Consider the following 24,550-nt stretch of genomic DNA (forward strand, 5'->3'; position numbering starts at 1 on the left):
GTTTGGCCGGCGACGGCGACCGGCCAGGTCCAGATGCCTCTGGGCCCGGCCGTGCTGAGGAGGAACCCGAAGGTGGTGAAGATGCCGGTGGTGACCGAGATGAACGAGAATCCCACCCCGAACGACTCCCCCCAGCCCAGCATGCGGGCGAGCTTGGAGTGGTAGCCGAAGCGGCGCACCAGCGCGTCATCGTCGGGGGGTGCGGTGCGGTCGGGGGTGGGATGCATCCCGGGGGGCCTCCAGGTCGTCGGGGGTGGTGGGGTCGTCGGGAGTGGTGGGGCGGTCGGGAGTGGTGGGGCGGTCGGGGTACGCGTCGGGCCAGGCCAGCCCGAGGCTGGTCGTGCGGAGCGGGGATGCGGGACGGGCGGAGGTGGCGGGTCAGCCGCCGCGGTCCCGCGCCGGTGCGTGCGGGGCGAGGTCAGCGCGGATGGCGTCGACCACGACCGGGTGGAGCAGCCCGTTGCTGGCCACGGCCAGCTGCCCCTCAACCCAGGGCCGGCCGGTCAGGTCGGTGACCTGCCCGCCCGCCTCCTGAACGAGGAGGATGGGGGCGGCCAGGTCCCAGACCCGGTCGCCGGGCTGGCCGACCACGACATCCACGGCGCCGTCGGCCAGCAGGCACCACATGAGGAAGTCCCCGATGCCGCGGGTGCGCCAGCACACTCCAGCCAGCCCGAGGAACCACGGATCAACCCGCAGGTCGCCATAAGCCAGGTGCGCGCCGGACAGCGCCTGCACCCGCGACACCGCCAGCGGCCGCGGCGTCGGGTCCAGCGGGCCGGTGGTCCAGGCGCCCTGGCCGCGGACCGCCCACCAGCGCCGCCCCAGCGCCGGGGCCGACACCAGCGCGACCTCGACCTGCCCGTCAAAGGCGTCGTTGTCGGCCGGGGTGCCCACCGTGACCCGCAGATGGCCGGCCAGGCCCGGCTGGTCGGATACATCCCGGACGGCGACCCCCCGATCCAGCAGTGCCCCCCGCACCCCGGCAGCCGTTCCCGGGACGGCAAAGCACACGAAGTTGGCCTGGCTGGGCCAGGGCTCGACCCCCCGGCCGCGAAGCCCCAGCAGCGCACCGACGACCCGCTCCCGTTCGGCGACGACCCGGGCGATGGTGGCCTGCAACTCCGCCAGGTGGTCCAGGGCGAGCAGCCCGGCGGCCTGGGCGAACCCCGACGGGTGATAGGGCAGGCGCACCCGCTCAAGCCCCGCCACGACGGCCGGGTGGGCCAGCAGGTAGCCAAGCCGCAGGTCGGCCAGCCCCAACGCCTTCGAGAAGCTGCGGGCCACCACCAGGTTGGGGTGCTGGCGCAGTAGCCCGACCGCGTTGGGCGCGCTGCTGAACTCGGCGTAGGCCTCGTCGACTACCGCCAGGCTGGTCGGATGCGCTTGGCAGAGGTGGGCCACGACCGGGGGCGGTATCACCTCGCCGGTGGGGTTGTTCGGCGAGCAGAGCACCAGGACGTCGGCTGCTGTGCCGTGTGGGACCGTGGTGGTACCGGTGATGGCGGCGAGATGCCGGTAGCCACCCCAGGTTGGCTCCGGGATGTGTACCGTCCGGCCGGAGCCGGCGAAGGCGAGGAGGACCTGCTGGAGAATTTCCCAGATGCCGGCGGCCACCCAGACCCCCTCGGCGGCGTGCCCATGTCGCTCGGCGAGCCGAGCGCGGAGCTGGACAGCGTCGAGGTCGCCGTAGCAATGCCACGAATGGTCCCTGGCAAGCTCGGTCAGCGCGGCGCGCAGCCCGTTCGGCGGCGGGTAGGGGCTCTCGTTGGTGTCCAGCCGCACCGGCACCCACGGTCGCGGTGAGCTGTAGGGCACGTGGGCGGCCAAGTCGGAGCGGAGCGACACTCTGACTCCTGGTAGCACGGTCGCTGCCGGCCCGCCTGATGCTCCTGCTGGCGGAGCCGCCGCCGTGACCGACGCCTGGATGGCCGCCTTGCCGACATAGGGCCGCCGCTGATCTGGTGGCCATGCGCTCACCTGCGCCCACCTCCCCTGGCGGCCCTCATCACAGGGGCAAGCGGGGCGTCAACCAAGACACGAGCGCCGGGTTCGACGCTGACGGCGAACCCGGCGCCGTCGGCAACCCACGTCCTCATATTGCTGCCCTCGCGGTCGACGGCTGTCTCGCGACCCAACGTCGCGTATCCGCTGCAGCGTCGCCATTGGTCCGTCGTCCAAGTAGGATGACCAGCACGAATGGGGCGACCTGCCCGGGTGGGGCAATGGCAGGCCTACAGAGCGGCGGACGTGAATCGTTGAGCCTACGCAGCCCGGAACGGGTCGAACGAACAAGGCAGGTGGTATGGGGCGACGCAAGGCCGAGGTGAGCCGGGCGCGTCGGCGGCAGCTCATCCAGGAGGCGCGCTGGATCGCCACCCTCGGCCGGACCCGGGAATGGACCGTCGAGCAGATCCAAGACGAGATCCTGCGCCGCTTCGGTGGCGAGGTGTTCCCGGCCGAGGCCCGCATGCACGCCAACGGGTGGGGGGTCAGCTTCGTCCGCGAGGCCCTGCAAGCTCTGGCGACACAAGAGGGGCTGGATGCTTCCGGCTTGCAGGACGCCGACGTGCTGCGCTGGCTGCGCGGCGAGGTCTATCCCCGGGACTCCCTGGACCGGCTGTGCCGGCTGTTCGCCTGCCACCAGGCCAGACTCGGCTGGCCGGTGATCGGCAACGCCGACCCGATCGACTACACCCCAACCCAAGGCCCAGCAGAGCAGTCCTCCGGTCCGGCGGCGCAGGCGGCGCTGCCGGCTCCGCTCATCGGCGACCCGCCGGCCGACGACCAGCTCGACGACATCGGCGCCTCCGACGGCGAGCGCGCACTGCTGGCTCAGGTCGCCGCAATCCTTGGCGTGGCCGGCGGACCCGACATGCGGAGCGTGGTCGGCCAGCACGTCCACACTGGGCCGCTGGATCGGCTGTCGCTGGCCGTCCGCCGCCCAACGCGCGTGGATAAGGTCACGGTCGACCGGCTCGAGCGGGTGACAGCCATCCACCGGGAGCTGTACCACAGCCTGAGCTCCTACGAGCTGGTCGACGAGGTGACCGGCCACCTGCACGCGGTGACCCGGCTGCTGCATGGCACCCAGCAGGGGGTGCTGCGGCGCAGGCTGGCCGCCATTGCCGGCGAGACGGCCGGGCACGCCGCCTGGTTGTCCCATGACCTCGACGACCGCCGGGCGGCCGAACAGCACTACGCCACCGCGGCCATCGCGACCCGCGAGGCGGGCGACCCGGCCCTTGACGCCTATATCCGCGGGTTCAGAAGCCAGGTCCGGGGCAGCGACGGCGCGGTCGCCGACGCGCTCGCGCTGGCTCGCGGGGCGAGCGCGTCGGCCGCGCGTAGTGGGACGGCAACCGTCCGGTCGTGGCTGGCGACCCTCGAGGCGCAAGCCCTGGCCGCCATGGGAGACGCCGAGGGGTGCCTTAAGACCCTCAATCGCGCCGAGGTGGCGATCGAGCAGACTAGACCGGAGGAGGACCCGGCCTGGATGTACCGGTTCGACCGCATCAGGTTCGCCGCCGTTGCCGGCTGCTGCTACCGGCGGCTGGGCGAGCTTGCAACGGCCGAGTGCATGCTCGGCAAGGCGCTGGCCGCCCTCGAGCCGTGGTGCACCAGGCGCCGGGCCGAGGTGCTGCTGGAACTCGCCTACGTCAAAGCCGACCAGCGAGACATCGACCGGGCGGGCTGGCTGGCGGCCGAGTCGCTGACGGCAGCGTTGGAGGCTCGGTCGGTGGCGGGCGTGGACCGCGTCCGCCGGTTCCGTAACGCCTACGAGCGGTGGCGCGACACCGAGGCCATGAAGGCCTTGGATCAGCGGCTCGCCGAGTGCCTGTGACGACTGCGTCCATGAGAGCGGCACGAGGACGGCGGCGGGCACGGGGCGCGTCGGCGAGGGTGATGCCCTATGGGTCGTGGCCCTCCCCGATCACCGCCGAGCTGGTCGCCAGCCGGTCGACCGCCTATGACGCGGTACAGATGACCGACCGGGCGGTGTACTGGTTGGAAGGCCGACCCTGGGAGGATGGCCGCACCGTGGTGGTCCAGTGGACCGCCCAGGAAGGACGGGTGGACGCCGTGCCGCCCGGTTTCAACGTCGGCACGCGGGTGCACGAGTACGGCGGCGGCGCCTACCTGGTCGCTGGCACGACGCTCCTGGTGTCCCGCCTGGACGATCAGCGCCTGTATCGGCTGGACGAGGGTCGGCCACCGCGACCGATCACCCCGGCACCGGCCATACCAGCGACGATCCGCTACGCCGACGCCCGCCTCACCGCGGACCGGCGGCTGCTGATCTGCGTCCGCGAGCGGCACCAGGAGGGGGAGGTGATCAACGAGCTGGCGGCGCTGCCGTCGGACGGGTCGGCCGCTCCATGGGTGGTGGCCGGCGGGCGGGACTTCTACGCGGCACCCCGCCCGAGCCCCGACGGCCGGCGGCTGGCCTGGGTCACGTGGGATCGCCCGAGCATGCCCTGGGACGGCACCGATCTGTGGGTCGCCGACCTCACCGCCGACGGCCGGCTCGGCCCGGCCCGCCACGTCGCCGGCGGCCCTGCCGAGTCGATCGTCCAGCCCGAATGGCACCCCGACGGCACGCTGCACTTCATCTCCGACCGCTCTGGCTGGTGGAACCTGTACCGGCACCGCAACGACCGGACCGAAGCCCTCCTGCCGATGCAGGCCGAGTTCGCCGACGCGCCGTGGGAACTCGACTACGCAACCTACGCGTTCCTCGCCGACGGCCGCCTGGCCTGCCGCTACCACCAAGATGGCACAGACCACCTCGCTCTCCTCGACCCGCGGACCGGTCGGCTTGAGGACCTGCGGTCGCCGTTCACCTCGATCAAGCCCTACCTACGCGCCGTCAACGACCGCATAGCCCTCATCGGCGCCAGCCCAACCCACTACCAGACCGTGGCGACCGTCGACCTTGCAAGCGGGCGGGTGGAGGTGCTCGCCGGCACCGACATCGCGGTCGACCGCGGGTATGTCTCGGTGCCCCGCGCGATCTGGTTCCCGACCGTGGGCGGCCAGACCGCTCACGCGCTCTACTACCCGCCGACCAGCAAGGACGTGACCGGACCGGACGGGCAGCAGCCGCCGCTGCTAGTCCAGCCTCACCCCGGCCCCACCGCGAACGCCAAAGCGCGGCTCGACCTGCGCACGCAGTTCTTCACCAGCCGCGGGTTCGCCGTGGTCGACGTCAACTACGGCGGCTCGACCGGGCTCGGTCGCGCCTATCGGGAGCGCCTGACCGGCCAGTGGGGCGTCGTCGACGTCGACGACTGCCTGGCGGCTGCTCGCTACCTGGTCGAGGCGGGCCGGGCCGACCCCGAGGGCCTGCTGATCGCCGGGGCGAGCGCCGGTGGCTACACCGCCCTGTGCGCCCTTGCCTTCCGCGATCTGTTCACGGCCGGCGCCAGCTACTTCGGGATCGCCGACCTCGAGACCTTCCGCCACAAGGCCCCCAAGTTCCAGGCCCATTACCTCGACCGTCTCGTCGGACCCTACCCGGAGCAGGCCGATACCTACCGGGCAAGGTCACCCCTCCACGCCGCCGACCGGATCGCCTGTCCTGTCATCCTCCTGCAGGGCCTCGACGACACGATCGTCCCCCCGGCCCAATCCGAGGCGATGGCCCAGACGCTCGACCGCAAACGCATCCCGCATGTCTACCTCATGTTCCCAGGTGAAGGACACGGCTTTCGCCGAGCCGAAAGCATCCGGCACGCCCTCCGGGAGGAGGCGGCGTTCTATCGGCGGACGCTGGCTGAGCGCCGCTGAACCACCGGTCAGGCGAGCGCAGCGGCCGGTCCTTGGCGTGAAGTTGACCCGCTCTGCTGTGGTGGACATCTCGACACCGGGGACGACCGTTCCCGGAGGAGTCCACGTCCCACGCACTCGTCGCCCTACCCGCAGGAGTTCCGCACTGAACCAGTCTGGCTGATCCGCTCCAGCCGCCAACACGCCGCGGCTCCGGGAGCGCTCCCGGAGCCGCGGCGTGAGCCGGCGATGACTGGCCTGGAATGGGTCAACTCAGCGGCCGTGTCCGGTCATCGCCCGGCCGGTCCGGTACGGCCTCGCCTGGCCGGTCGGACGGCACCGGGCCTGGCCGGTCGGACGGTGCCGGGCCGGGCCGGTCCGGCGGCACCGGCACCGCGCCCGGCTGGCCTGATTCGGCGGCGCGCCGCCGGTCGGTGGCGATCGTGGTGGCGCCGGGGTCGACGGGGGGTGCGTCGGGCCGCACGGTCTGGGCCTGGGCCGAGGTCCGCACCTGGTCGCGGTACACGGGTCCGCGCTCCTCGACCCGGCTGGCGGCCCGCTCCCAGTACCGCTGCATGGTGCGGATCCCGCCGCCGCCGATGGCGACGACCGCCGAGCCGACCACGATCGCGAGCAGGGCGTACCACAGGCCGGTGACGATCCGCGGGGCGATCTTGAGCTGGTCGAGGGCGGCGAAGACGCCGAAGACCAGGATGGCCACGCTGGCCGCGGTGGCGATGAACCGGCCGCCCTCGACCGCGCCGAGCAGGCTCGTGAGCAGGTCCTTGACCGCCCGCGCGACGACCCCGGCGACCACGACGATGATGATCGCCACGACGACGTTGGGCAGGTAGGCGATCAGGCCCTCGAGCAGGTCGCTGACCGGGTTGCTGCCGAACACGCCGAAGGCGAGCTGCAGGGTGATCAGCACCAGCGTCCAGAACACCAGCTTGGCCAGGATGTCGGAGGCGTCGTACTTGCTGCGGGCCAGCAGCTGCCTGATGCCGCCGCGCTCCACCGCGCGGTCGAAGCCGACCCGCTCGAGCACCTTGTTCAGCAGGCTCGCGGCCAGCCTGGCCACGAACAGCCCGACCAGGATGATGACGATCGCGGCGACCAGCTTGGGCAGGAAGGTGGCAACGTTCGACCAGGCGTTCTCGAAGCCGCGCCGGTACTCGATGGCCAGGATGCCCATGTCCGTGCTCCTCTCGGGCGCGGCACCCTGCCGCGCTTCGCGTCGGCCTTGCCGGTGCGCTCGGGTTTCAAACCAAGCACTGCACAACCACCGAACGGGTTCCGGCACGAGGTTGGCCCACGGAATGGGGGGTACCAGGCCGCCATGGCCAGGATCCGGCGGGTCGACTGCTCCGGCCCCGGCATCGTACGCAGGCGCCACGGCCGGGGCTTCTCCTATACCGACGCGGCCGGGCGGCGCCCGCCTTCGACCTGTCCGCCTGAAGCGTGCTACCCTCGCCGGGCCCCGCCGCAGGCCGGGGCTCTCGGCGCTGGCCCGCGCGTGCGGCGCGTGGCCGCGCCGCACCAGGATTCTGCGCTGTTCAACCTCGAGGAGGCCACCCCCCATGTCCGAGTACAAGCTTGCCGCCGAGCCCCGGTCGGACACCGGGAAGGGAGCCAACCGCCGCGCCCGCGCCGCCGGGCGCGTGCCCGCCGTCCTCTACGGCCACGGCATGGCGCCGGAGCACCTGAGCATCGACGCCCGGGAGTTCGGCCACGCCCTGCGCACCGGCGCCAACGTGCTCATCGCGCTGTCGGTCGGCTCGAAGCGGCGCCTCGCGCTGGCCAAGGAGGTCCAGCGCCACCCGGTCCGGGGCACCTTCATCCACGTCGACTTCCTGCTGGTCCGCCGGGGCGAGAAGGTCCACGTGCAGGTGCCGGTGCACCTGGTCGGCGAGGCGCCCGGCGTGCGCGAGGGCGGCATCGCCGACCAGGACCTCTACCAGGCCAACGTCGAGGCCGAGGTGACCAGCGTCCCCGAGCAGATCGAGGCCGACGTCTCCGGCCTCGCCCTCGGCGACGTGCTGCGGGTGGCCGACCTGAAGGCGCCCGAAGGAGCCACCATCCTCGACGACCCCGAGGCCCCGGTCGTCTCCATCGTGGCCCCCAGGGTCGTCGAGGAGGCCGAGGAGGCCGAGGAGGCCGCCGAGGGCGAGGAAGGCACGAAGGCGACCGCCGAGGGCGGCGCGGAGGAGGCGTAGGGGCCACGGTCGCACTGCGGTTCCCCGGTCTCGCCGCGCTCCGCGCCGTGGCCGCGCCCACCACCGCACCCGGTGTCGGTACCGGTACCGACACCGGGCCCTGGCTCGTGCTCGGGCTCGGCAACCCCGACGACGGGTACGCCAACACCAGGCACAACGCCGGCGCCATGGTGGTCACCCGGCTGGCCGAGCGGTACGGCCAGAAGCTCAAGAAGTCGCGCAACCGCGCCCGGGTCGCCGAGGTCCGCGAGGGCGGCACCCGTGTCGTGCTGGCCCGGCCCGACAGCTACGTGAACGACTCGGGCGGGCCCGCGTCCCTGCTCTCGCGGTACCACAAGGTGCCGGTGGAGCGGGTCGTGATCGTGCACGACGAGATCGACCTGGCCGAGGGCCGGCTCCAGGTCCGCCAGGGCGGCGGCACGGCCGGCCACAACGGCCTCAAGGACATCGTCAAGGCGCTCGGCTCGCCCGCGTTCTACCGCGTCAGGCTCGGCGTCGGCCGTCCCCCGGGCCGCCAGGACCCGGCCGACTACGTGCTGGAGCCGATCCCCAAGCGGATCGCGGAAGACTTCGGGGTGCTCGTCGAGCGGGGCGCCGACGCGGTCGTGGACGTGGTCACCCTCCCGCTCGAACGGGCCCAGGACCGCAACAACCGGTGAGCCGGGGGGGCCGGCGGCGCACCGCGACCCGGCCCAGGCAGGCAGGAACAGGCAGGCACGAAGGAGGACCCGCCAGCATGCCGGTGCTCCAGATCCACGGGCTGGCCAAGCGCTTCGGCGGCAAGGCCGCGGTCGCGGGCATCGACCTCGAGATCGAGCCGGGGGTGTTCTACGGCCTGGTCGGCCCGAACGGGGCGGGCAAGACCACCACGATCCGCATGAGCGTCGGCATGCTGCGTCCCGACGCCGGCAGGGTCCTGGTCGACGGCGTGGACCTGTGGCGGGACCCGGTGCGGGCCAAGGCGCGCCTCGGGGTGCTGCCCGACACCCTCAACCTCTACGAGCGGCTGACCGGCGCCGAGTACGTCGACTTCGCCGGCCACATGCAGCGCCTGCCCGGCCCCGAGGTGGCCAGGCGCCGGGACGAGCTGCTCGGCGTGCTCGGCCTCGAGCGGGACGCCGGCCGCCTGATCGCCGACTACTCCCAGGGCATGCGCAAGAAGGTGGCGCTGGCCGCGGCGATCATCCACTCGCCCAGGGTGCTCTTCCTGGACGAGCCGTTCGAGTCGGTCGACCCCATCTCGGCCCGCACGATGTCGGAGGTGCTGCGCCGGGTGGTGGCCGGCGGGGCCGCAGTGGTGATGACCTCCCACGTGATGGCGCTGGTGGAGCGGACCTCCGACCTGGTCGGCGTGATCCACGAGGGTCGCCTGGTGACCCAGGGGAGCGTCGAGGGGCTCTGCCGCCGGCACGGCGTGGCAGACCTCGACGAGCTGTTCTACCGCCTGATCGGGGTGGAGAGCCTGGCCGCATCGGACCTGGCATGGTTGGCCGCATCGTCTGGCTGAAGTGGCGCCTGGCCGCTGGCGCGGTGGCGCGGGACTGGCGCCGGGCCCTGGCCCTGGTGCTCGCCCTGGTCGGGCTGCTGCCGATCGCCCTGCTGCTGGCCATCGGCACCCTGGTCGCCTACCGCCGCCTGAGCCCCGACGCCGCCCGCGAGCTGCTGTTCACCGTGTTCTTCACCGTCTGGGTCCTGTGGCTGCTGCTCCCGGCGATGGCGGTGAGCCTGACCGAGGGGCTCTCTCCGGCCCGCCTGGCCGTGTATCCCGTCGCCGGCTGGGAACTCTTGACCGGACTGCTCGCGGCGAGCGCGTTCGGCCTGCCCACTCTGCTCGGCGGCCTGTTCTTCCTGGCCGCCCTGGCCGGCTTCGGAGCGGGGCCGCTGGTCTGGCTCGGCGTGCTGCTCGGGCTCGCCCACGTCCTGGTCGGCAACCAGGCACTGGTCACCCTCGCCTCCGGGTTCCTGCGCAACCGGCGCACCCGCGACCTGGTCGCGCTCCTGGTCCCCGTGGTGGCCGCCTCCCTCTGGCTGATGGTGCGCTTCGCCGAGGCCGACCCGTTCGGCGGCGCAGCCGGCGGCGCGGCGGCCGGGGACGCCCAGGGGCCGGGCAGCCCGCTGCTCTCGCTCGGGCCGTCGCGCTTCCTGCAGTTCACCCCGCCCGGGACCGCCGCCCGGGTGGTCGAGCGCGCGGCCGCCGCCGACGTGCCCGGGGCGCTCGCCTGGGCGCTGGCCTCCGCGGCCTTCCTGGCCGCCTCGGTCGCCCTGTGGCGCATGGCCCTGCGCCGGGCGATGACCGGGTCGCCGGCCAGCGGGGACCAGCCCGGCCCGGGGTCGCGCCGGCGCGGACTGCTCGGCGCCAGGACCAGGGGCGTCGGCGGGTCGGTCATCGCCAGGGGCGTCGGCGGGCCGGCGCTCGCCTTGGCCGCCAAGGACCTCCGCTACGCCTGGCGCGCACCCCGGCTCCGGGCGGCCTGGGCCTCGGCCGTGGTCACCTCGCTCGTGCTGGTGGCGGCCGGTCTGGTCAGGGGCAGGGTGGGGCTCGGGCCACGCGAGCTCGAGCCGGCCCTGCTGCTGCCCACGGTGGTGCTGTTCGGCACCCTGAACGTCGGCTTCAACGCGTTCGGCTGGGAGGGCCATCCGCTCGCCCAGCTGCTGGCCGCGCCGGTGCACGCGCGCGAGCTGCTGCTCGGCAAGCACCTGGCCCTGGGCGCCGTGCTGCTGGCCGGTGTGGCCGGGGTGGGCGCGATCCTCGCCGCCGTCACCGGCCGGGTGGGGGAGAGCCTGGTCGGGCTGGCCGCCGCCCCGGCCACGCTGGGCGTGGCGCTGGCCGTGGGCGGGCTCTGCTCGGCCCTGCTGCCCTACCCGGTGCCCGACGACGACGCGAACCTGCTGGCCACGTCCGAGCGGCAGGGGTGCACGGTGGCGCTGTTCCAGCTCGCCGCCTTCGCGGTCGTGTCGGTCCTGCTCGTCCCGGTGGCGGCGGCCGTGGCCTGGCCCCTGTTCGCCGGCCGCGCCTGGTGGGCGCTCACCCTGCCGCTGGCCACCGGCTACGGCCTCGCCGCCTACGCCGTCGCCCTGCTCCTGGCGGCCGCCCTGTTCGAGCGCCGCGGCCCCGAGATCCTCGCCGCCACCCGCCCCTAGGATCTCCGGCGGCCCGGCGCCGGCGCGGTAGGCTCAGTGGGCGCCGAGGGAGCCCTCGGCGGGGGACAAACGAGAGGAGCACGGGGTGGACGCAGACGCGGTACGGTCGGCGGCGGCGCGCATCGCCGGCCGGGTGCACCGCACCCCGGTGGTCACCTCGGCCACCCTGGACCGCCGCACGGGCGCGACGGTGCTGCTCAAGAACGAGGCGGTCCAGAAGACCGGCTCGTTCAAGGCCCGCGGCGCGCTCAACCGGCTCATCACCCTGCCCGACGCCGACCGCGAGCGCGGGCTCGTGGCCGTCTCGGCCGGCAACCACGCTGGCGCCCTGGCCTGGGCCGCGGCCCAGGTGGGGGCGAAGGCCACAGTGGTCATGCCGCGCACCGCCCCCGCGACCAAGGTTGCCGCCTGCCGCGACTACGGCGCCGACGTGGTGCTCCACGGGGAGACCACGGTGGAGTCGTTCGCCGAGTGCGAGCGGCTGCAGCAGGAACGCGGCCTGTACTTCGTGCACCCGTTCGACGACCCTGAGATCGTGGCCGGCCAGGGCACGGCAGGGCTGGAGCTGGTCGAGGGCGCCGGTCCGGTCGACCTCTGGGTCTGCTGCGTCGGCGGGGGCGGGCTGATCTGCGGCACGGCCCTGGCCGTGCGCGACGCCAACCCCGGGTGCCGGGTCCTCGGGGTCGAGCCGGAGGGGGCCGCCGCGCTCACCGCCGCCCTGGCCGCCGGCCACCCGGTGCCGGTCGTGCCCCGCTCGGTGGCCGACGGGCTCTGCGCGCCGTTCGCCGGGCCGGTCACCCTCCCGCTGTTCCGCGAGGTCGTCGACGAGGTCGTGCTCGTGACCGACGGCGAGATCCTGGCCGCGGTGCGCTTCGTGATGGAACGGATGAAGGTCGTGGTCGAGCCGGCCGGCGCGGCGGCGGTCGCCGCCCTGCTCACCGGCCGAGCCGGGGACGTGGCCGGCGCGCGGGTGGGGGCCATCCTGTCGGGTGGCAACGTCGACCTCGGGGTGGTCGTCCCCCGGTTCCCCGCCGATGCTTGATGCCTTTGCGCGAAGCACCTGCTCAGACCAAGCCGGCGGGCGCTCAGGCGAACGGGTCCGGGGAGGGGATGACAGCGCCGGTGGGCGCGCCCAGGTTGCGCGACAGCTCGCCGGCGCGGGGGAGCAGCAGGTCCAGGGCCCGGCGCATGCCGATGCGGTCGAAGCGTTCGGCGGGCCCCTCGATGGCCAGGGCGGCGATGGCCCTGCCCGTCGCGTTCTCGACCGGCGCGGCGATCACGTTGACGCCGGGCTGGTGCTCACCCTCGGTGACGGCATAGCCCAGCCTGCGGATCTCGGCGAGCTGGGAGCGCAGCGCGGCCGGGTCGGTCACGGTCCGCGGGGCGAGCCGGTCCAGGGCGCGGCCCAGCTCGGCCTCGGAGACCTCGTCCGGGGCGTGGGCGAGCAGCACCTTGCCGTCCGCGGTGGCGTGCAGCGGCCGGCGCATGTTGAGCCAGGCGAGCTGCGGTGCCGACCGCCGGCTCGGTACCACGTCGACCAGGGTGGCCGTGGCCTGGCCGCGCACGTCCAGCACGACCGTCTCGCCCGTGCCCTCCTCCAACAGGTAGAGGGTGCGGCGGGCGACCTGGCGGAGCTCGCGCTCGCCGGCGGCGACCGCCACCGGCGCCGAGCTGGCCAGGCGGACGGCGCCCAGGCCCATCCGGTACCGGCCGGTCACCGGGTCGCGGGCGGCGAGCTGGGCGGCCACCAGCGAGGCGAGCAGCCGGGAGGCCGTGCTCGGGTCGACGCCAAGGCGCTCCGACGCCTCCACCACCCCGAGGCCGGCTTCGCCGTCCTCGTCGGCCAGCATCCACAGCAGCGCCAAGCCGCGGTCGACCGACTGCACGGTCCGTGTGGCGGGCTTTCCGGTACGCGGCACTTGTGTCCCCCTGCGCGACACGCTAGGCTTTTGGGTGAGCCGCAATAGCAATTGGCTCCTTGGCAATAATAGCAGAGGAGGTCCGTTGCTCGCCCACCAGGAGGACACTGGCCGGGAGGTCCTCGACCACCGTGCCGGCGTGCCGCACGCCGACCTCGGCGCCGACGCCGCTCCGGTCGAGCTCGACGAGGACGCCGAGCGGATCGCCGTCGAGGACTTCAAGCGCGCCGCTGGCTCGTTCATCACCGGGGTGACCGTGGTGACCACCCGGGCGCCCGACGGCAAGCTCATGGGCTTCACCGCCAACTCGTTCACGTCGGTGTCGCTCGACCCGCCGCTCGTGCTCGTCTGCCTGCACCGCAACGCGCCCAGCCTGCAGGCCTTCCAGGTCGGGTGCGGCTACGCCATCAACGTGCTCAGCGCCGACCAGGAATGGGTCTCCCGCCACTTCGCGCGGCCCTCGGACGACAAGTTCGCCTCGGTGCCCTACTGGATCGGGGCGACCGGGGCACCGCTCATCGAGGGGTGCATCGCGCACATCGACTGCTCGCTCGAGGTCTCCTACGACGGCGGCGACCACGTGATCCTGCTCGGCAGGGTGCAGAGCGTGGCCACCGACGACGGCTCCCCGCTGATCTTCCACCGTAGCCGGTACCTGCGGGCCGTGTAGGAGCTACGCAGGAGCTACGTAACGAGCTGCTAGGTGCGCGCTGGCGCAGGCGCTATGGTATGGCCCGTTTGGCCCCCTATCGTCGGAGGTGGCCTGGCCACCAGAGAGGATGAGCCGTCTTGGCCTGCTCGGGCACGCGCCTCAGCCGCTCCCCGCCGGACTGACGCCACGCACCGGCACGCCTCCTGACGGCAGCCGGGGTCGCCGCGCACCCGACCCCGACCCGGACCGAGGGGTCCGTGCCCGCTCGTGGTCCCTGCCAGCTAGTGCAACGCCCCCAACCTTCTGACACCGGCGGGAGAAGGACCATGGATCATGTTGCCCCAGCACAAGGCGGCGTCGTCGAGGTCGACGACCGCCAGTTGCTGAAGCTGCTCCACTGGTACGACGGCTTCGTCGTCTGCCTGGCCAACCCCGGCTTCCTCATCGCCAGCCTCGGAGCCTCCATCGGCTCGCTCGGCGCGTGGGGAGCCTTCGCCCTGTGGACCGCGTCGATGCTGATCGCGGTCGTGCAGAACAAGGTGTACACCGAGCCGGCCACGATGTTCCCCGACCGCGCGGGCGGCATCCCGATCTACGCCCACGAGGGCTGGCGGCGGTACTTCACCCTGGCCGGGCCGATGGCGGCGCTCGGCTACTGGGCCGGCTGGACGGTCGTGCTCGCGATCAACGGCCTCGTGATCGGCGGGCTCATCCACGCCCAGTGGTTCGCAGACGCCACCTGGGAGACCAGCATCCTCGGCGTGACCCTCACGTTCCCGCGGGTCGTCGCCATCGTGCTCATCGTGGCCGTGTGGGTGCTGAACACGCTGGGCGTCAAGCCGGCTGTGTGGGTCGCCTACGTGACCGGCGCGCTGCTGCTCATCCCGCTCGTGCTGTTCATGTTCGTCCCCTACCTCACCGGTGACTTCCACGGCTCCAACCTCACCTGGGAGATCGACGCCGCAGGCACGACGTGGGACAGCTGGCGGCTGGCCCTGGTGTGGCTCTACCTGATGGCCTGGTCGTCGTATGGCGTGGAGGCGGCGGCCACGTTCGCGCCGGAGTACAAGGACTCCGAGCGCGACACGGCGCTCGCCCTGCGCCGGTCCGCGATGTTCTCGCTGGTGGTGTACGCGCTCCTCCCTATCGGGGTGGGCGGCGTGCTGCCGGGCAGCGAGATCGCCAAGGGGGCGCTGGACTACACCTTCTACGTCACCGAGCTCAACCAGATAGTCGGGGTGGGTGCCAACCTGGTGATCCCGCTGCTCATCGCGGCGTTCATCCTGGCCATGAACACGGCCACCATGGACGGCTCCCGGGCCCTGTACGGGATCTCCAAGTCGGGCATGACGGTCCGGTGGCTCGGGCATCTCAACCGCTTCCACGTGCCGGCCCGGGCGATGACCGTCGACATGGTCGTCAACGTCGTCGCGGTGCTCGTGCTGAACTCCACCATCGCCATCCTGGCCGCCAGCAACCTCGGCTACGTCCTGTGTCACGTGTTCGCGCTGTCGGCCATCCTGCTGCTGCGGCGGGACCGGCCCGACTGGCCGCGACCGCTGCGCCTGGCGCCCGTGTGGCTCTACGCGGCGGGGATCCTTGCCGTGGTCAACCTGGTGTTCCTGCTCATCGGCGCCCCCTCGTTCGAGCTCACCGGCTACGGCAGCTTCAAGGAGCTGCTGATCGGGATCGTGACGCTCGTCGTGGCCATCCTGCTCTACGTCTACCGGCGGGTCGTCGAGGACAAGCTGCCGTTCCGGCTCCAGGACAACACCCCGGCCGTCCCGGCCCAGGCCGACCGGTCGGCGACGGAGGCCGCGCCGCCGAGCTAGGCGGACGAGCATCCTCGCCCCAGTGGGCGGCAGACCGGTCCCGTCCAGGCCCCCACTGGGGCGAGGGGCGAGCCCCCGGCTCGCAGGCTCGCAGGCTCGCAGGCAAGGACGAACGACGGAAGAGGCAAGGACGAACGACACAACAGGCAAGGACGAACGACAACAGGTGAGGACGAACGACAGAAGAGGTCGTATCGCTCGACAGAGAGGTCCGTATCGGTGGCAGAGGTGGAGAAGGTCCCCCACGTCCAGGGCGTGTCGCTGAAGGTCACCTGCACCTGCGGCGAGTCTGCCCGGGTGCCGATCGGCACGGTCTGGCGCTGTGGGCGCTGCGGGACCGCCTGGGACACCGGCAAGGTCCCGGCCGACGAGTACCGCGCCTACGCGCTGGCGGTCCGCCGCGCGAAGTGGACGACGTTCGCCGGGGTGCTGGTGATCGTGCCCGTGTTCGCCGTGCTGGTCCTGTTCGTCGACCGGTCCTTGCTGCTGGCCGGCCCAGTGGCCCTGGGCGTCTGGTACTACTTCTCCCTCCCCGGCCACCGGCGGCGCGTACGGAAGCTGTACAGGAATCTTCCCCGCTGGGAGATCCGTCCGGAGCCGCCCGACTAGATGGCGAGGCGCCTCTTGCCCGGCCTCCTCCTGCTTCGTATCATCCGAGGAGATCTCGTTCACTCGAAGGAAACGATTACCGGCCTGATCCTGCCAGGTTCGCGCCGGTTCTGACCGAGAGGGGAAACGCTTGCCTACCGACCTGGAACGTTTCCTCGCCCAGGACGGGCGTGACGACGCGATCGCCGAGGTGCGTCGACGGATCGACGCCGACGGCATCACCTACGTCTACTACCAGTTCGTGTCGGTGACCGGCCGGATCGTCGGCAAGGGCATCCCTACCCCGCACTGGGAGGCGATCGCCCGTAGGGGCTTCCAGCTCGTCTACGGAGCCACCGCGAACCTGTTCATCGACCGGCACGGCGACTACATCGGCTACGGGCCTGAGGCTCGCGAGCTGGTCGGCCTGCCCGACGTCGACACCTTCCAGGCGCTGCCCTGGGACCCGAAGGTGGCCCGGGTGTTCTGCACCCTGTTCCGGGGCCGCGAGGAGGAGGTCGACGGCGGCGCCTACCTCACCTCCGACTGTCGCGGCAACTTGAGGCGCATCCACGACCAGTTCGAGCAGGACACCGGCCTGCACCTGCGGGCCGGCTGCGAGCCCGAGATGATGTGGCTCAAGCTCGGCCCCGACGGCAAGCCGAGCGTCGAGGGCATGACCAAGCCCTACTGCTACCACATCGACCAGTTCTCCGAGCTGCAGCCGATCATCCACAAGGTCGTCGAGTACGGCCAGAAGCTGGGGCTGGACATGATCCAGGGCGACCACGAGGACGCCCCCGGGCAGCTCGAGCTCAACTTCATGTTCGACCGGGCCGAGCTCACCGCCGACCGGCTCACCACCTACCGCCAGATCTGCCGGCAGGTCGGCCGCGAGACGGGCACCTTCGCCTGCTTCATGCCCAAGCCGTTCATGGGCGTGTCGGCCAACGGCTGCCACCACAACATCTCGCTGTGGCAGGGCGACGAGAACATGTTCCTGCCCGACGGCGACAACCCGCGCCTGCCGGGCAAGACCGGGCTGAACGCGATCGGCGGGGTGCTCGAGCACCTGCGCGGCCTGTCGGCGATCACCTCCCCGACGGTGAACTCCTACCGCCGCTTCGCCGACGCCGGCTTCTGGGCCCCGATCTTCGCCGACTGGGGCTTCCAGAACCGCACCACGGCCCTGCGGATCAGCGCGCCGGGCCGGTTCGAGTTCCGCTCTGTCGACTCCGCGGTCAACCCCTACCTGTCGTTCGCCGGGCTGCTGGTGAGCATGAAGGACGGCATCGAGCGCAACCTCGACCCCGGCCCGCCCGAGGAGCGCAACATCTACGAGGCGATCCAGGCAGGCAAGCCGGTGCAGCGGATCCCGTCCACGCTCGGCGAGGCGCTGGACGCGCTCGAGGGCGACCAGATCGTCAAGTCAGCGCTGCCCGGCGAGATGTACAGGGTCTTCATGCACTACAAGCGCGACGAGTGGGAGCGCTTCATCGCGACGGTCTCGGACTGGGACGTGAAGGAGTACCTCGACATCCTTCCGTGAGGCGTCCTGCCGGACCGCGACAAGGCAGCGGTCCGGCAGGCCCGGTATGGCGTAGGCAGGAGGCACCCGTATGTGCGGTATCGCCGGAATCATCCACAGGGACGGCCCCGCGGACATCGGCCAGGAGATGACCCGCATGCTCCAGGCGATGAAGCACCGGGGGCCCGACTCCAGCGGCTTCGCGCTGTACGGTCCGCCCGGCGACGGGCTGGTCATGCGCCTCAAGCTCGCCGACGCCAACACCCCGCGCGACTTCGGCTTCGCCGAGCGGCTCGAGCAGCACCGCATGGAGCTGGACGCGCGGCTGGGCAAGATCGGCGCCACCGTCGACCGCGTCGAGGGGGCCACCGAGTACGCCTACCGGGTGCGGCTGAGCTACGACGGCGACCTCAAGGCGCTCACCGACTACGTCGAGGACATCCCCGACTGTGAGGTGCTCTCCCTCGGCAGCTCCCTCGAGATCGTCAAGGACCTCGGGGACGCCGAGACGGTCGCCCGCCAGTACGGCCTCGAGTCGTTCCGCGGCACCCACGCCATCGGCCACGCGCGCATGGCCACCGAGTCCGACGTGGACATCTCCGGCGCCCACCCGTACTGGGCCTACCCGTTCTCCGACATCGCCGTCGTCCACAACGGCCAGCTCACCAACTACCACCAGTGGCGGCGCCGCCTCGAGCGGCTCGGCCACCGCTTCCAGTCCGAGTGCGACTCCGAGATCATCGCGGTCTACATCGCCGAGAGGCGCGCCGAGGGCCTGTCGCTGGAGACGGCGATGAAGCAGAGCCTCGAGGACTTCGACGGGGTCTTCACCTACGCGGTGGTCACCGGCGACAGCCTCGGGGTGGCCAAGGACGAGATGGCGGCCAAGCCGCTGGTGCTCTACGAGACCCCGGCCCTGGTCGTCCTGGCCTCCGAGGAGGTCGCGATCCGGGCCGTCGTCGACCGCGAGATCGACACGGTCGACCCCTACGAGAGCGAGGTGCTGGTGTGGAGCAGGTAGGGGGCTTGGGGGCTCGGGCAGGCGGACCCGAGGGCGGTGGCCCCCAGACGAGCCAGGCCGGTGGCCCCCAGATGAGCCAGGCCGGTGGCCCCCAGATGAGCCACCAGCCTGGTGGCCCGAGCGCGCGGCGCATCACCTACGACGCGCGGGGGCTGGTCGAGCCGGTCGCCGAGGTGCCCAGGATCGCCAAGATCGAGGGTGACCGGGCCGAGTTCGACGCGGCCGAGCTGACCGCCCGCCGGATCAACCTCGAGCTGCGCTGGCTCCTGTACGAGCAGGGCGTGCGCGACGTGGTGGTGCGCAACCCGGGCGCCAAGCACTCCATCGGCGTGGGCATCCTGCAGCGCTGCACCCTCCGGTTCGAGGGCAGCTTCGGCTACTTCGGGCTCGGCCTCATCGACGGGCCGGAGGTGACCGTGACCGGCCGGGTCGGCTGGTCGGTGTGCGAGAACATGATGTCGGGCGTGGTCGTGATCGAGAAGAACGCGGGCTCGCTCACCGGAGCGGCCCTGCGTGGCGGCGACCTCGTGGTCAAAGGCAGCGTCGGGGCCCGCACCGGCATCGACCAGAAGGGCGGCACGATCGTGGTCGGCGGCGACGCCGGGCTCATGAGCGGCTTCATGATGCAGCGCGGCCGGCAGATCATCTGCGGCAGCGCCGGCCCGGGCCTCGGCGACTCGATGTACTCGGGATCGATCTACGTGGGCGGCAAGGTCGCCTCGCTCGGCGTCGACTGCGTGGAGGCCGAGCTCGGGCCGGCCGACGAGGAGCTGCTCGACCGCAAGCTCAGCGCGTACGGGGTCGACCGGCCCGACTCGTTCCGCAAGTTCGTCTGTGGCAAGAAGCTCTGGAACTACGACAGCCTCGAGCCCAGCGAGCGCAAGCTCGTCCTGTAGGCACCCCTGTGGGCGCACCCGTGTAGGCACCCTCCGCGAGCCAGGAGCATCGATCGATGGAAGACGCGGTTTCCAGAAAGAACGTCCTCGGCAGGAGCAGCGTCTTCACGCCCGACGTCATCAACGACATCCACGTGAAGGCCGAGATCGGGCGCTACCGGATGCGCGGGTTCTCGATCTTCAAGCCGATCCCGAGCTGGGACCAGCTCATGTTCCTGCCCGGGACGCTCACCCGGTTCGTGATCGAGGGCTACCGCGAGAAGTGCGAGACCAGGACCGTGCTGGGGGCCCGCTTCGCCAGGAAGCCCCTGGAGCTCGACATCCCCGTCTACATCACCGGGATGAGCTTTGGCGCGCTGTCGCTCGAGGCCAAGATGGCGCTGGCCAAGGGCGCCTCGATGGCCGGGACGGCGACCTGCTCGGGCGAGGGCGGCATGATCCCGCCTGAGCGGGACCTCTCCACCAAGTGGTACTACCAGATCATCCAGAGCCGCTACGGGTTCAACCCGCACCACCTGATGCTCGCCGACGGGGTCGAGTTCTTCATCGGCCAGGGCTGCAAGGTCGGCCTCGGCGGCCACCTCATGGGCCAGAAGGTCACCGAGCAGGTCGCCGAGATGCGCTCGCTGCCAGCCGGTATCGACCAGCGCAGCCCCGCCCGCCACCCCGACTGGCTCGGTCCCGACGACCTGTCGCTCAAGGTCCAGGAGATCCGCGAGGCCACCGACTACCAGGTCCCCATCCAGCTCAAGCTCGGCGCCGCGCGCGTCTACGACGACGTGCGCATGGCCGCCAAGTGCGGGCCGGACATCATCTACCTGGACGGCGCCGAGGGCGGGACCGGGGCCGGCCCCCACATCGCCACCGAGGAGACCGGCATCCCGCTGATGGCCGCGATCCCCGAGGCCCGCCGCGCCCTCGAGGACGTCGGCCTGGTCGACGAGATCGACCTGGTGGTGGCAGGCGGCATCCGCAACGGCGGCGACATCGCCAAGTGCCTGGCGCTCGGGGCCAAGGCGGTCGCCATCGGCCACAGCGCGCTGATCGCGCTCAACTGCAACAAGGAGATCCCCGGGGTCACCGACTACGAGGGCACCATCGGCGTCAAGGCCGGCCACTGCTACCACTGCCATACCGGACGGTGCCCGGTCGGCATCACCACCCAGGACCCCGAGCTGCGCCGGCGCCTGGTCGTCGACGAGGCCGCCGAGCGCGTCTACAACTTCCTGCACACCCTCACCCTCGAGGTGCAGATGCTCGCGCGCGCCTGCGGCAAGACCAACGTGCACAGCCTCGAGCCGGAGGACCTCTGCGCCCTCACCGTCGAGGCGGCCGCCATGGCCAAGGTGCCGCTGGCCGGCACCACCTACGTCCCGGGCGTGACCGAGGAGCGGACCCTCGAGGAGATCCGCACCCTGCTCGCCAAGCACCTCAACGAGCCCGGCAGCTAGAGGGGTCCTGACAGTGGCTGAGACGGCACCCGACGAGACGGCACCCGACGAGGCGGCCGCCATGGCCAAGGCGCCGCTGGCCGGCACCACGCGGCGCATCGGGATCGACGCCGAGGAGCTGGCCGGGCAGAGCTTCCCCTACCAGCACGACATCTCGCTGGTGAAGGACATCGACCTGATGGCCGCCACGCCCGGCCCCGACCTCAACTGGCTCGAGGACGTCGAGCTGCTGAGCGAGGACGGGGTGCCCGCGGTCTTCGACCGCTACTCCAACTCGTTCCTGAAGATCCACTTCCCGATCCCGGCCGGCCGGGAGGACGAGATCGCCCGCAAGGTGCTCATCGCCCATCTGCAGGCGGGCAACTCCTACGGCATCCAGCTCAAGCGGCGGCACGCCAAGTTCCCCCAGCCGGCGCTCGGGCCCTGGGTGGAAGGGTCGGAGACGGTGGGAGAGCACTGGCAGCCGCCCAGGCTGGAGGGCTGGGAGGCCCCCACAGGTCACTAGGTCACCAGGAGGGCCGGGGAAAGGCCCACAAAGAGGCTGGAGGCCCCACAAGGTCACGAGAGGGCACAAGGTCACTGGCAGGGCTGGGAGGCCCCGCAGGTCGCTAGGAGGGCCGGGGAGGCCCCACAGGTCACTGGAGAGGGCTTTGGGAGGCCCACACAGGTCCTAAAGGAGGTACCAGCGTGTCGCTGCCGGAGGGCGCGCGGTTCGTGGTCATCGGGGCCGGCGTGCACGGGCTGTCGACGGCCTGGCACCTCGGCGAGCGGCTCAGGGCCCGCGGCCTCGGGTCGGGCCGGGACGTGGTCGTGCTCGACAAGGCCGGGATCGGCGCGGGCGCGTCCGGGATCGCCTGCGGGGTGATCCGCAACAACTACTTCCAGCCGGCCATGCGCGCGCTGATGGCCCACTCGGTCTCGGTGTGGGAGTCCGACCCGGAGGCGTTCTCGTTCCACCCGGTCGGCTACATGCAGGTCGCCCCGGAGGTGATGCACGCCGACGTCGCGCAGATCTACGCGGAGCAGCAGGCGATCGGCTACCCTTCGACCCTCATCGAAGGGAAGCGGGACTGTGCGCTGTACATGAAGAACCTGTTCCACGACTGGCAGGCCAAGGGCATCACCTGCGTCCTGCACGAGAAGCGCGGCGGCTACGCCAACAACCTGGCGTCGCTTCGGGGCCTTGCCGCCAAGGCCGAGGCGACCGGGGTGCGGGTCTTCCCGGGGGCCCCGGTGACCGGGGTGCGGACCGCCGGCGCCGCGGTGACCGCGGTCGAGACCGGGCAGGGCACCATCCGCTGCGAGCAGCTCGTGGTGGCCGCCGGGCCCTGGGTGCGCGACCTCTGGAGCATGCTTGGCCTGCCCGACACGGTGCGCGTCCTCGGCCGCGACGGGCAGGTCTACGACCGGCCCGCTTGGACCTACTGGTCGCTGCAGGAGGGGACGCTCAAGGTCGACCCGAGCTTCCTCACCGACAACGACGGCAACCTGCCGCCGGTCGTGCACGTCGACACCGACGCCCCGCTGTACGACGACGCCGACGGCTCGCTCGTCACCGACCGGCTCTGGGGCATCTACTACAAGCCCGACTTCTCGTTCGGCGGCGTGCAGGGCGGGGCCATGCCGTTCGTGGTGGACCGCCCGGCCGACGACGTGGCCGTCGACCCCTACGGCCCGGCCAGCCCCGACTTCGTGGTCGGCCGGGAGTTCGCCCGCATGTGGACCTCGGCGCTGGCCCACTGCCACAAACGGTTCGAGGGCAAGGGCCACCTGTTCTCCGAGGAGCCGTCGGGTGGCATCGGCGCGTTCACGCCCGACAGCTTCCCGGTCTTCGACGTGTTCGCCGGCAACGCCTACGTCATCGCCGACTCCAACCACGGCTACAAGATGATCGGGGTCGGCGCGCTGGTCGCCCGCGAGCTGCTCGGCGAGCGGCAGGAGCTGCTCGAGCCGTTCCGGTTCTCCCGCTACGCCGAGGGGCGCCTGCACCCCGTCAGCCACTCACCGTTCCCCTGGAGCTGACCGGGCACCCCCGGGCGCCCGCCAGCCCAAATCGACAACTATCCACAAGGAGGAGCCTCGTGCCGGACACCGAGAAGATGTGGGGCAGCGAACCGTTCTGGGGCCTCGGGTATGACTGGGACCCCGACTGGGTCCTGACCGACAGGCAGAAGGAGCTGCGAGAGCAGCTCATCGAGCTGTGCCAGCGAGAGATGCGGGCGAACGCCAAGCGCTTCGACGACGGCTTGGAGTTCCCCAGGCGCAACCTCGAGATTCTGGGCGAGCACGGCTTCCTGGCCCTGACCGTCCCCGAGGAGTACGGAGGCCTGGGCGAGAACCATGCCGCCTACGCGATGGTGTGCGAGACGATCGCCCGCTATGGCTGCGCCTCCACCGCCATGTGCTACGTGATGCATATCGGCGCGGTGAACTGCATCATGCTCCGCCCCACCGAGTACCTGATCGACAAGTACATCCGGCCGCTTGGCACCGGCAAGATCGGCACCCTGTCCTACTCCGACCCGGAGACCGGCAGCCACTTCTGGTACCCGATCTCGTCGGGGGCCGAGCGAGTCAACGGCGGCTTCAAGGTCCGCAAGAAGGCGTCCTGGACGACCTCGGCCGGGTTCGCCGACTTCTACGTGGTGCAGACCACCAGCCCCGACTTCACCGGCTACGACGACCTGTCGGTCTTCGTGGTGGACGCGGCCGACGCCCAGGCCCGGCCCGAGCTGTGGGACGCGCTCGGTCTGCGCGGCAACCAGTCCGGCTCGCTCAACGTCGACGGGCTGGTCCCCGGCGAGCAGGTGGTCGGGCCGGTTGGCGACGGCGCCGCCTCCAACGACGAGTCGGTCGACCCCTGGTTCCTGATCGGGTCGTCGTCGGTGTGGAACGGCATCTCGCTGGGCGCGATCGACATCGCCAAGCGCCACACCACCCGCAAGCGGCACGTGGACGTCGGTCTGCGCGTGGCCGACTACCCGACCATCCAGGACTACGTGGGCGAGGCGCTGATCGACACCAACGCGTCGCGCCTGTTCGTCTACTCGGTCGCCCGGGCCCTCGACAGGGCCACCGACGACAACACCAGGGTGCTCGGCCCGGGCGAGACCGCCCGCGCCGACTTCCTGCACTGGTGCTGGCAGGTCAAGTTCGTGGCGGCCAAGAACGTCGCCCACGTCACCGACAAGATGCTCCACGCCTGCGGCGGGTCGGGCTACAAGCGGGACATGGAGCTGGAGCGCTACCTGCGCGACGGCAAGGCCGGCTGGGTCATGGGGCCGACCAACGAGGTCCTGCGCCAGTTCGTGGGCAAGGCCGTGCTGCTCGGCTTCGACTCCCTCGACTACTGGAACCAGCACGTCAACGAGCGGGCCATCCAGAACGAGACCAAGAAGCTCGACCCGGCGGGCAAGCGCGCCCTGGCCGAGAAGCTGCTCGCCGAGGCGGAGAAGGACGAGGCCAAGGAGCGGCAGCCCGCGGGAAGGTGAGGGAGCTGCGATGACCACGGCGGGCGCCACCCCGAAGCCACGCGGA

At 71.7% G+C, this 24,550-nt stretch carries 21 protein-coding genes; 17 read left to right on the plus strand and 4 right to left on the minus strand.

Annotated elements, in window-relative coordinates; translation table 11 throughout:
- Together VG276_29405 and VG276_29410 are read right to left on the minus strand one after the other, a co-directional pair.
- Window positions 1–227: hypothetical protein (locus VG276_29405; GenBank protein ID HEV8653404.1), on the minus strand; the 227-nt coding region annotated here is incomplete at its 3' end.
- A gap of 151 nt (window positions 228–378) precedes the next feature.
- Window positions 379–1,848: an aminotransferase class I/II-fold pyridoxal phosphate-dependent enzyme gene (locus VG276_29410; protein ID HEV8653405.1), complete on the minus strand. Its 1,470-nt coding sequence runs from the start codon at window positions 1,846–1,848 to the stop codon at window positions 379–381.
- Window positions 1,849–2,305: 457 nt separating this feature from the next.
- Between VG276_29410 and VG276_29415 the strand changes: the two genes are divergently transcribed.
- Window positions 2,306–3,844: a hypothetical protein gene (locus tag VG276_29415; GenBank protein HEV8653406.1), complete on the plus strand. Its 1,539-nt coding sequence runs from the start codon at window positions 2,306–2,308 to the stop codon at window positions 3,842–3,844.
- A 62-nt stretch (window positions 3,845–3,906) separates the two neighbouring features.
- A complete protein-coding gene (locus tag VG276_29420) occupies window positions 3,907–5,790 on the plus strand; it encodes a prolyl oligopeptidase family serine peptidase (GenBank protein HEV8653407.1) in 1,884 nt (627 codons plus the stop codon).
- A 247-nt stretch (window positions 5,791–6,037) separates the two neighbouring features.
- Here the strand turns inward: VG276_29420 and VG276_29425 are convergent, their stop codons facing one another.
- Entirely contained in the window at window positions 6,038–6,964 is a 927-nt protein-coding gene (locus VG276_29425) for a hypothetical protein (GenBank protein HEV8653408.1), read from the minus strand.
- A gap of 385 nt (window positions 6,965–7,349) precedes the next feature.
- On the opposite strand from VG276_29425, the gene VG276_29430 reads away from it, so the two are divergent.
- The 5 genes from VG276_29430 to VG276_29450 all read left to right on the plus strand — a co-directional run bounded on the left by VG276_29430 (window position 7,350) and on the right by VG276_29450 (window position 12,168).
- Window positions 7,350–7,985 (plus strand): 50S ribosomal protein L25/general stress protein Ctc, encoded by a 636-nt coding sequence (locus VG276_29430; protein HEV8653409.1) that lies wholly within the window; start codon window positions 7,350–7,352, stop codon window positions 7,983–7,985.
- Window positions 7,986–8,032: 47 nt separating this feature from the next.
- Window positions 8,033–8,644, plus strand: coding sequence for an aminoacyl-tRNA hydrolase (pth, locus tag VG276_29435; GenBank protein HEV8653410.1), 612 nt, complete (start codon window positions 8,033–8,035; stop codon window positions 8,642–8,644).
- Between the two features lie 77 nt (window positions 8,645–8,721).
- Window positions 8,722–9,492 carry an ABC transporter ATP-binding protein gene (locus VG276_29440; GenBank protein HEV8653411.1) on the plus strand — a complete coding sequence of 257 codons (771 nt, stop codon included), beginning with the start codon at window positions 8,722–8,724 and terminating at the stop codon, window positions 9,490–9,492.
- Window positions 9,468–11,126 (plus strand): hypothetical protein, encoded by a 1,659-nt coding sequence (locus tag VG276_29445; protein ID HEV8653412.1) that lies wholly within the window; start codon window positions 9,468–9,470, stop codon window positions 11,124–11,126. Before VG276_29440 ends, VG276_29445 begins: the two co-directional genes overlap by 25 nt.
- Before the next feature lie 85 nt (window positions 11,127–11,211).
- A complete protein-coding gene (locus tag VG276_29450; GenBank protein HEV8653413.1) occupies window positions 11,212–12,168 on the plus strand; it encodes a threonine/serine dehydratase in 957 nt (318 codons plus the stop codon).
- Window positions 12,169–12,211: 43 nt separating this feature from the next.
- Here the strand turns inward: VG276_29450 and VG276_29455 are convergent, their stop codons facing one another.
- Window positions 12,212–13,045 (minus strand): IclR family transcriptional regulator, encoded by an 834-nt coding sequence (locus tag VG276_29455; GenBank protein ID HEV8653414.1) that lies wholly within the window; start codon window positions 13,043–13,045, stop codon window positions 12,212–12,214.
- An 85-nt stretch (window positions 13,046–13,130) separates the two neighbouring features.
- Here VG276_29455 and VG276_29460 point away from each other — a divergent pair, with 85 nt between their 5' ends.
- The 10 genes from VG276_29460 (at window position 13,131) to VG276_29505 (ending at window position 24,504) form a co-directional block, all read left to right on the plus strand.
- Window positions 13,131–13,715, plus strand: a complete 585-nt coding sequence (locus tag VG276_29460) for a flavin reductase family protein (GenBank protein ID HEV8653415.1) — start codon at window positions 13,131–13,133, stop codon at window positions 13,713–13,715.
- Window positions 13,716–14,023: 308 nt separating this feature from the next.
- Complete coding sequence (locus tag VG276_29465; GenBank protein HEV8653416.1) at window positions 14,024–15,529, plus strand: APC family permease; 1,506 nt, start codon at window positions 14,024–14,026, stop codon at window positions 15,527–15,529.
- A 219-nt stretch (window positions 15,530–15,748) separates the two neighbouring features.
- Window positions 15,749–16,138 (plus strand): hypothetical protein, encoded by a 390-nt coding sequence (locus VG276_29470; protein ID HEV8653417.1) that lies wholly within the window; start codon window positions 15,749–15,751, stop codon window positions 16,136–16,138.
- Window positions 16,139–16,268: 130 nt separating this feature from the next.
- The gene (locus VG276_29475; GenBank protein HEV8653418.1) at window positions 16,269–17,666 is read left to right on the plus strand and encodes a glutamine synthetase; all 1,398 of its coding nucleotides are present in this window, start codon (window positions 16,269–16,271) and stop codon (window positions 17,664–17,666) included.
- Window positions 17,667–17,736: 70 nt separating this feature from the next.
- Window positions 17,737–18,666, plus strand: a complete 930-nt coding sequence (locus tag VG276_29480) for a glutamine amidotransferase (protein ID HEV8653419.1) — start codon at window positions 17,737–17,739, stop codon at window positions 18,664–18,666.
- 71 nt (window positions 18,667–18,737) lie between these two features.
- The gene (locus tag VG276_29485; GenBank protein ID HEV8653420.1) at window positions 18,738–19,562 is read left to right on the plus strand and encodes a GXGXG motif-containing protein; all 825 of its coding nucleotides are present in this window, start codon (window positions 18,738–18,740) and stop codon (window positions 19,560–19,562) included.
- A 56-nt stretch (window positions 19,563–19,618) separates the two neighbouring features.
- Entirely contained in the window at window positions 19,619–21,013 is a 1,395-nt protein-coding gene (locus tag VG276_29490) for an FMN-binding glutamate synthase family protein (GenBank protein ID HEV8653421.1), read from the plus strand.
- Between the two features lie 13 nt (window positions 21,014–21,026).
- On the plus strand, window positions 21,027–21,518 hold the full coding sequence (locus VG276_29495) for a hypothetical protein (protein HEV8653422.1): 492 nt from the start codon (window positions 21,027–21,029) through the stop codon (window positions 21,516–21,518).
- Between the two features lie 182 nt (window positions 21,519–21,700).
- On the plus strand, window positions 21,701–23,035 hold the full coding sequence (locus VG276_29500) for an FAD-binding oxidoreductase (GenBank protein ID HEV8653423.1): 1,335 nt from the start codon (window positions 21,701–21,703) through the stop codon (window positions 23,033–23,035).
- A 59-nt stretch (window positions 23,036–23,094) separates the two neighbouring features.
- On the plus strand, window positions 23,095–24,504 hold the full coding sequence (locus VG276_29505) for an acyl-CoA dehydrogenase family protein (GenBank protein HEV8653424.1): 1,410 nt from the start codon (window positions 23,095–23,097) through the stop codon (window positions 24,502–24,504).
- Window positions 24,505–24,550: the final 46 nt, after the last annotated feature.

The sequence above is a fragment of the Actinomycetes bacterium genome (genome assembly GCA_036000965.1).
Lineage (GTDB): Bacteria > Actinomycetota > CALGFH01 > CALGFH01 > CALGFH01 > DASYUT01.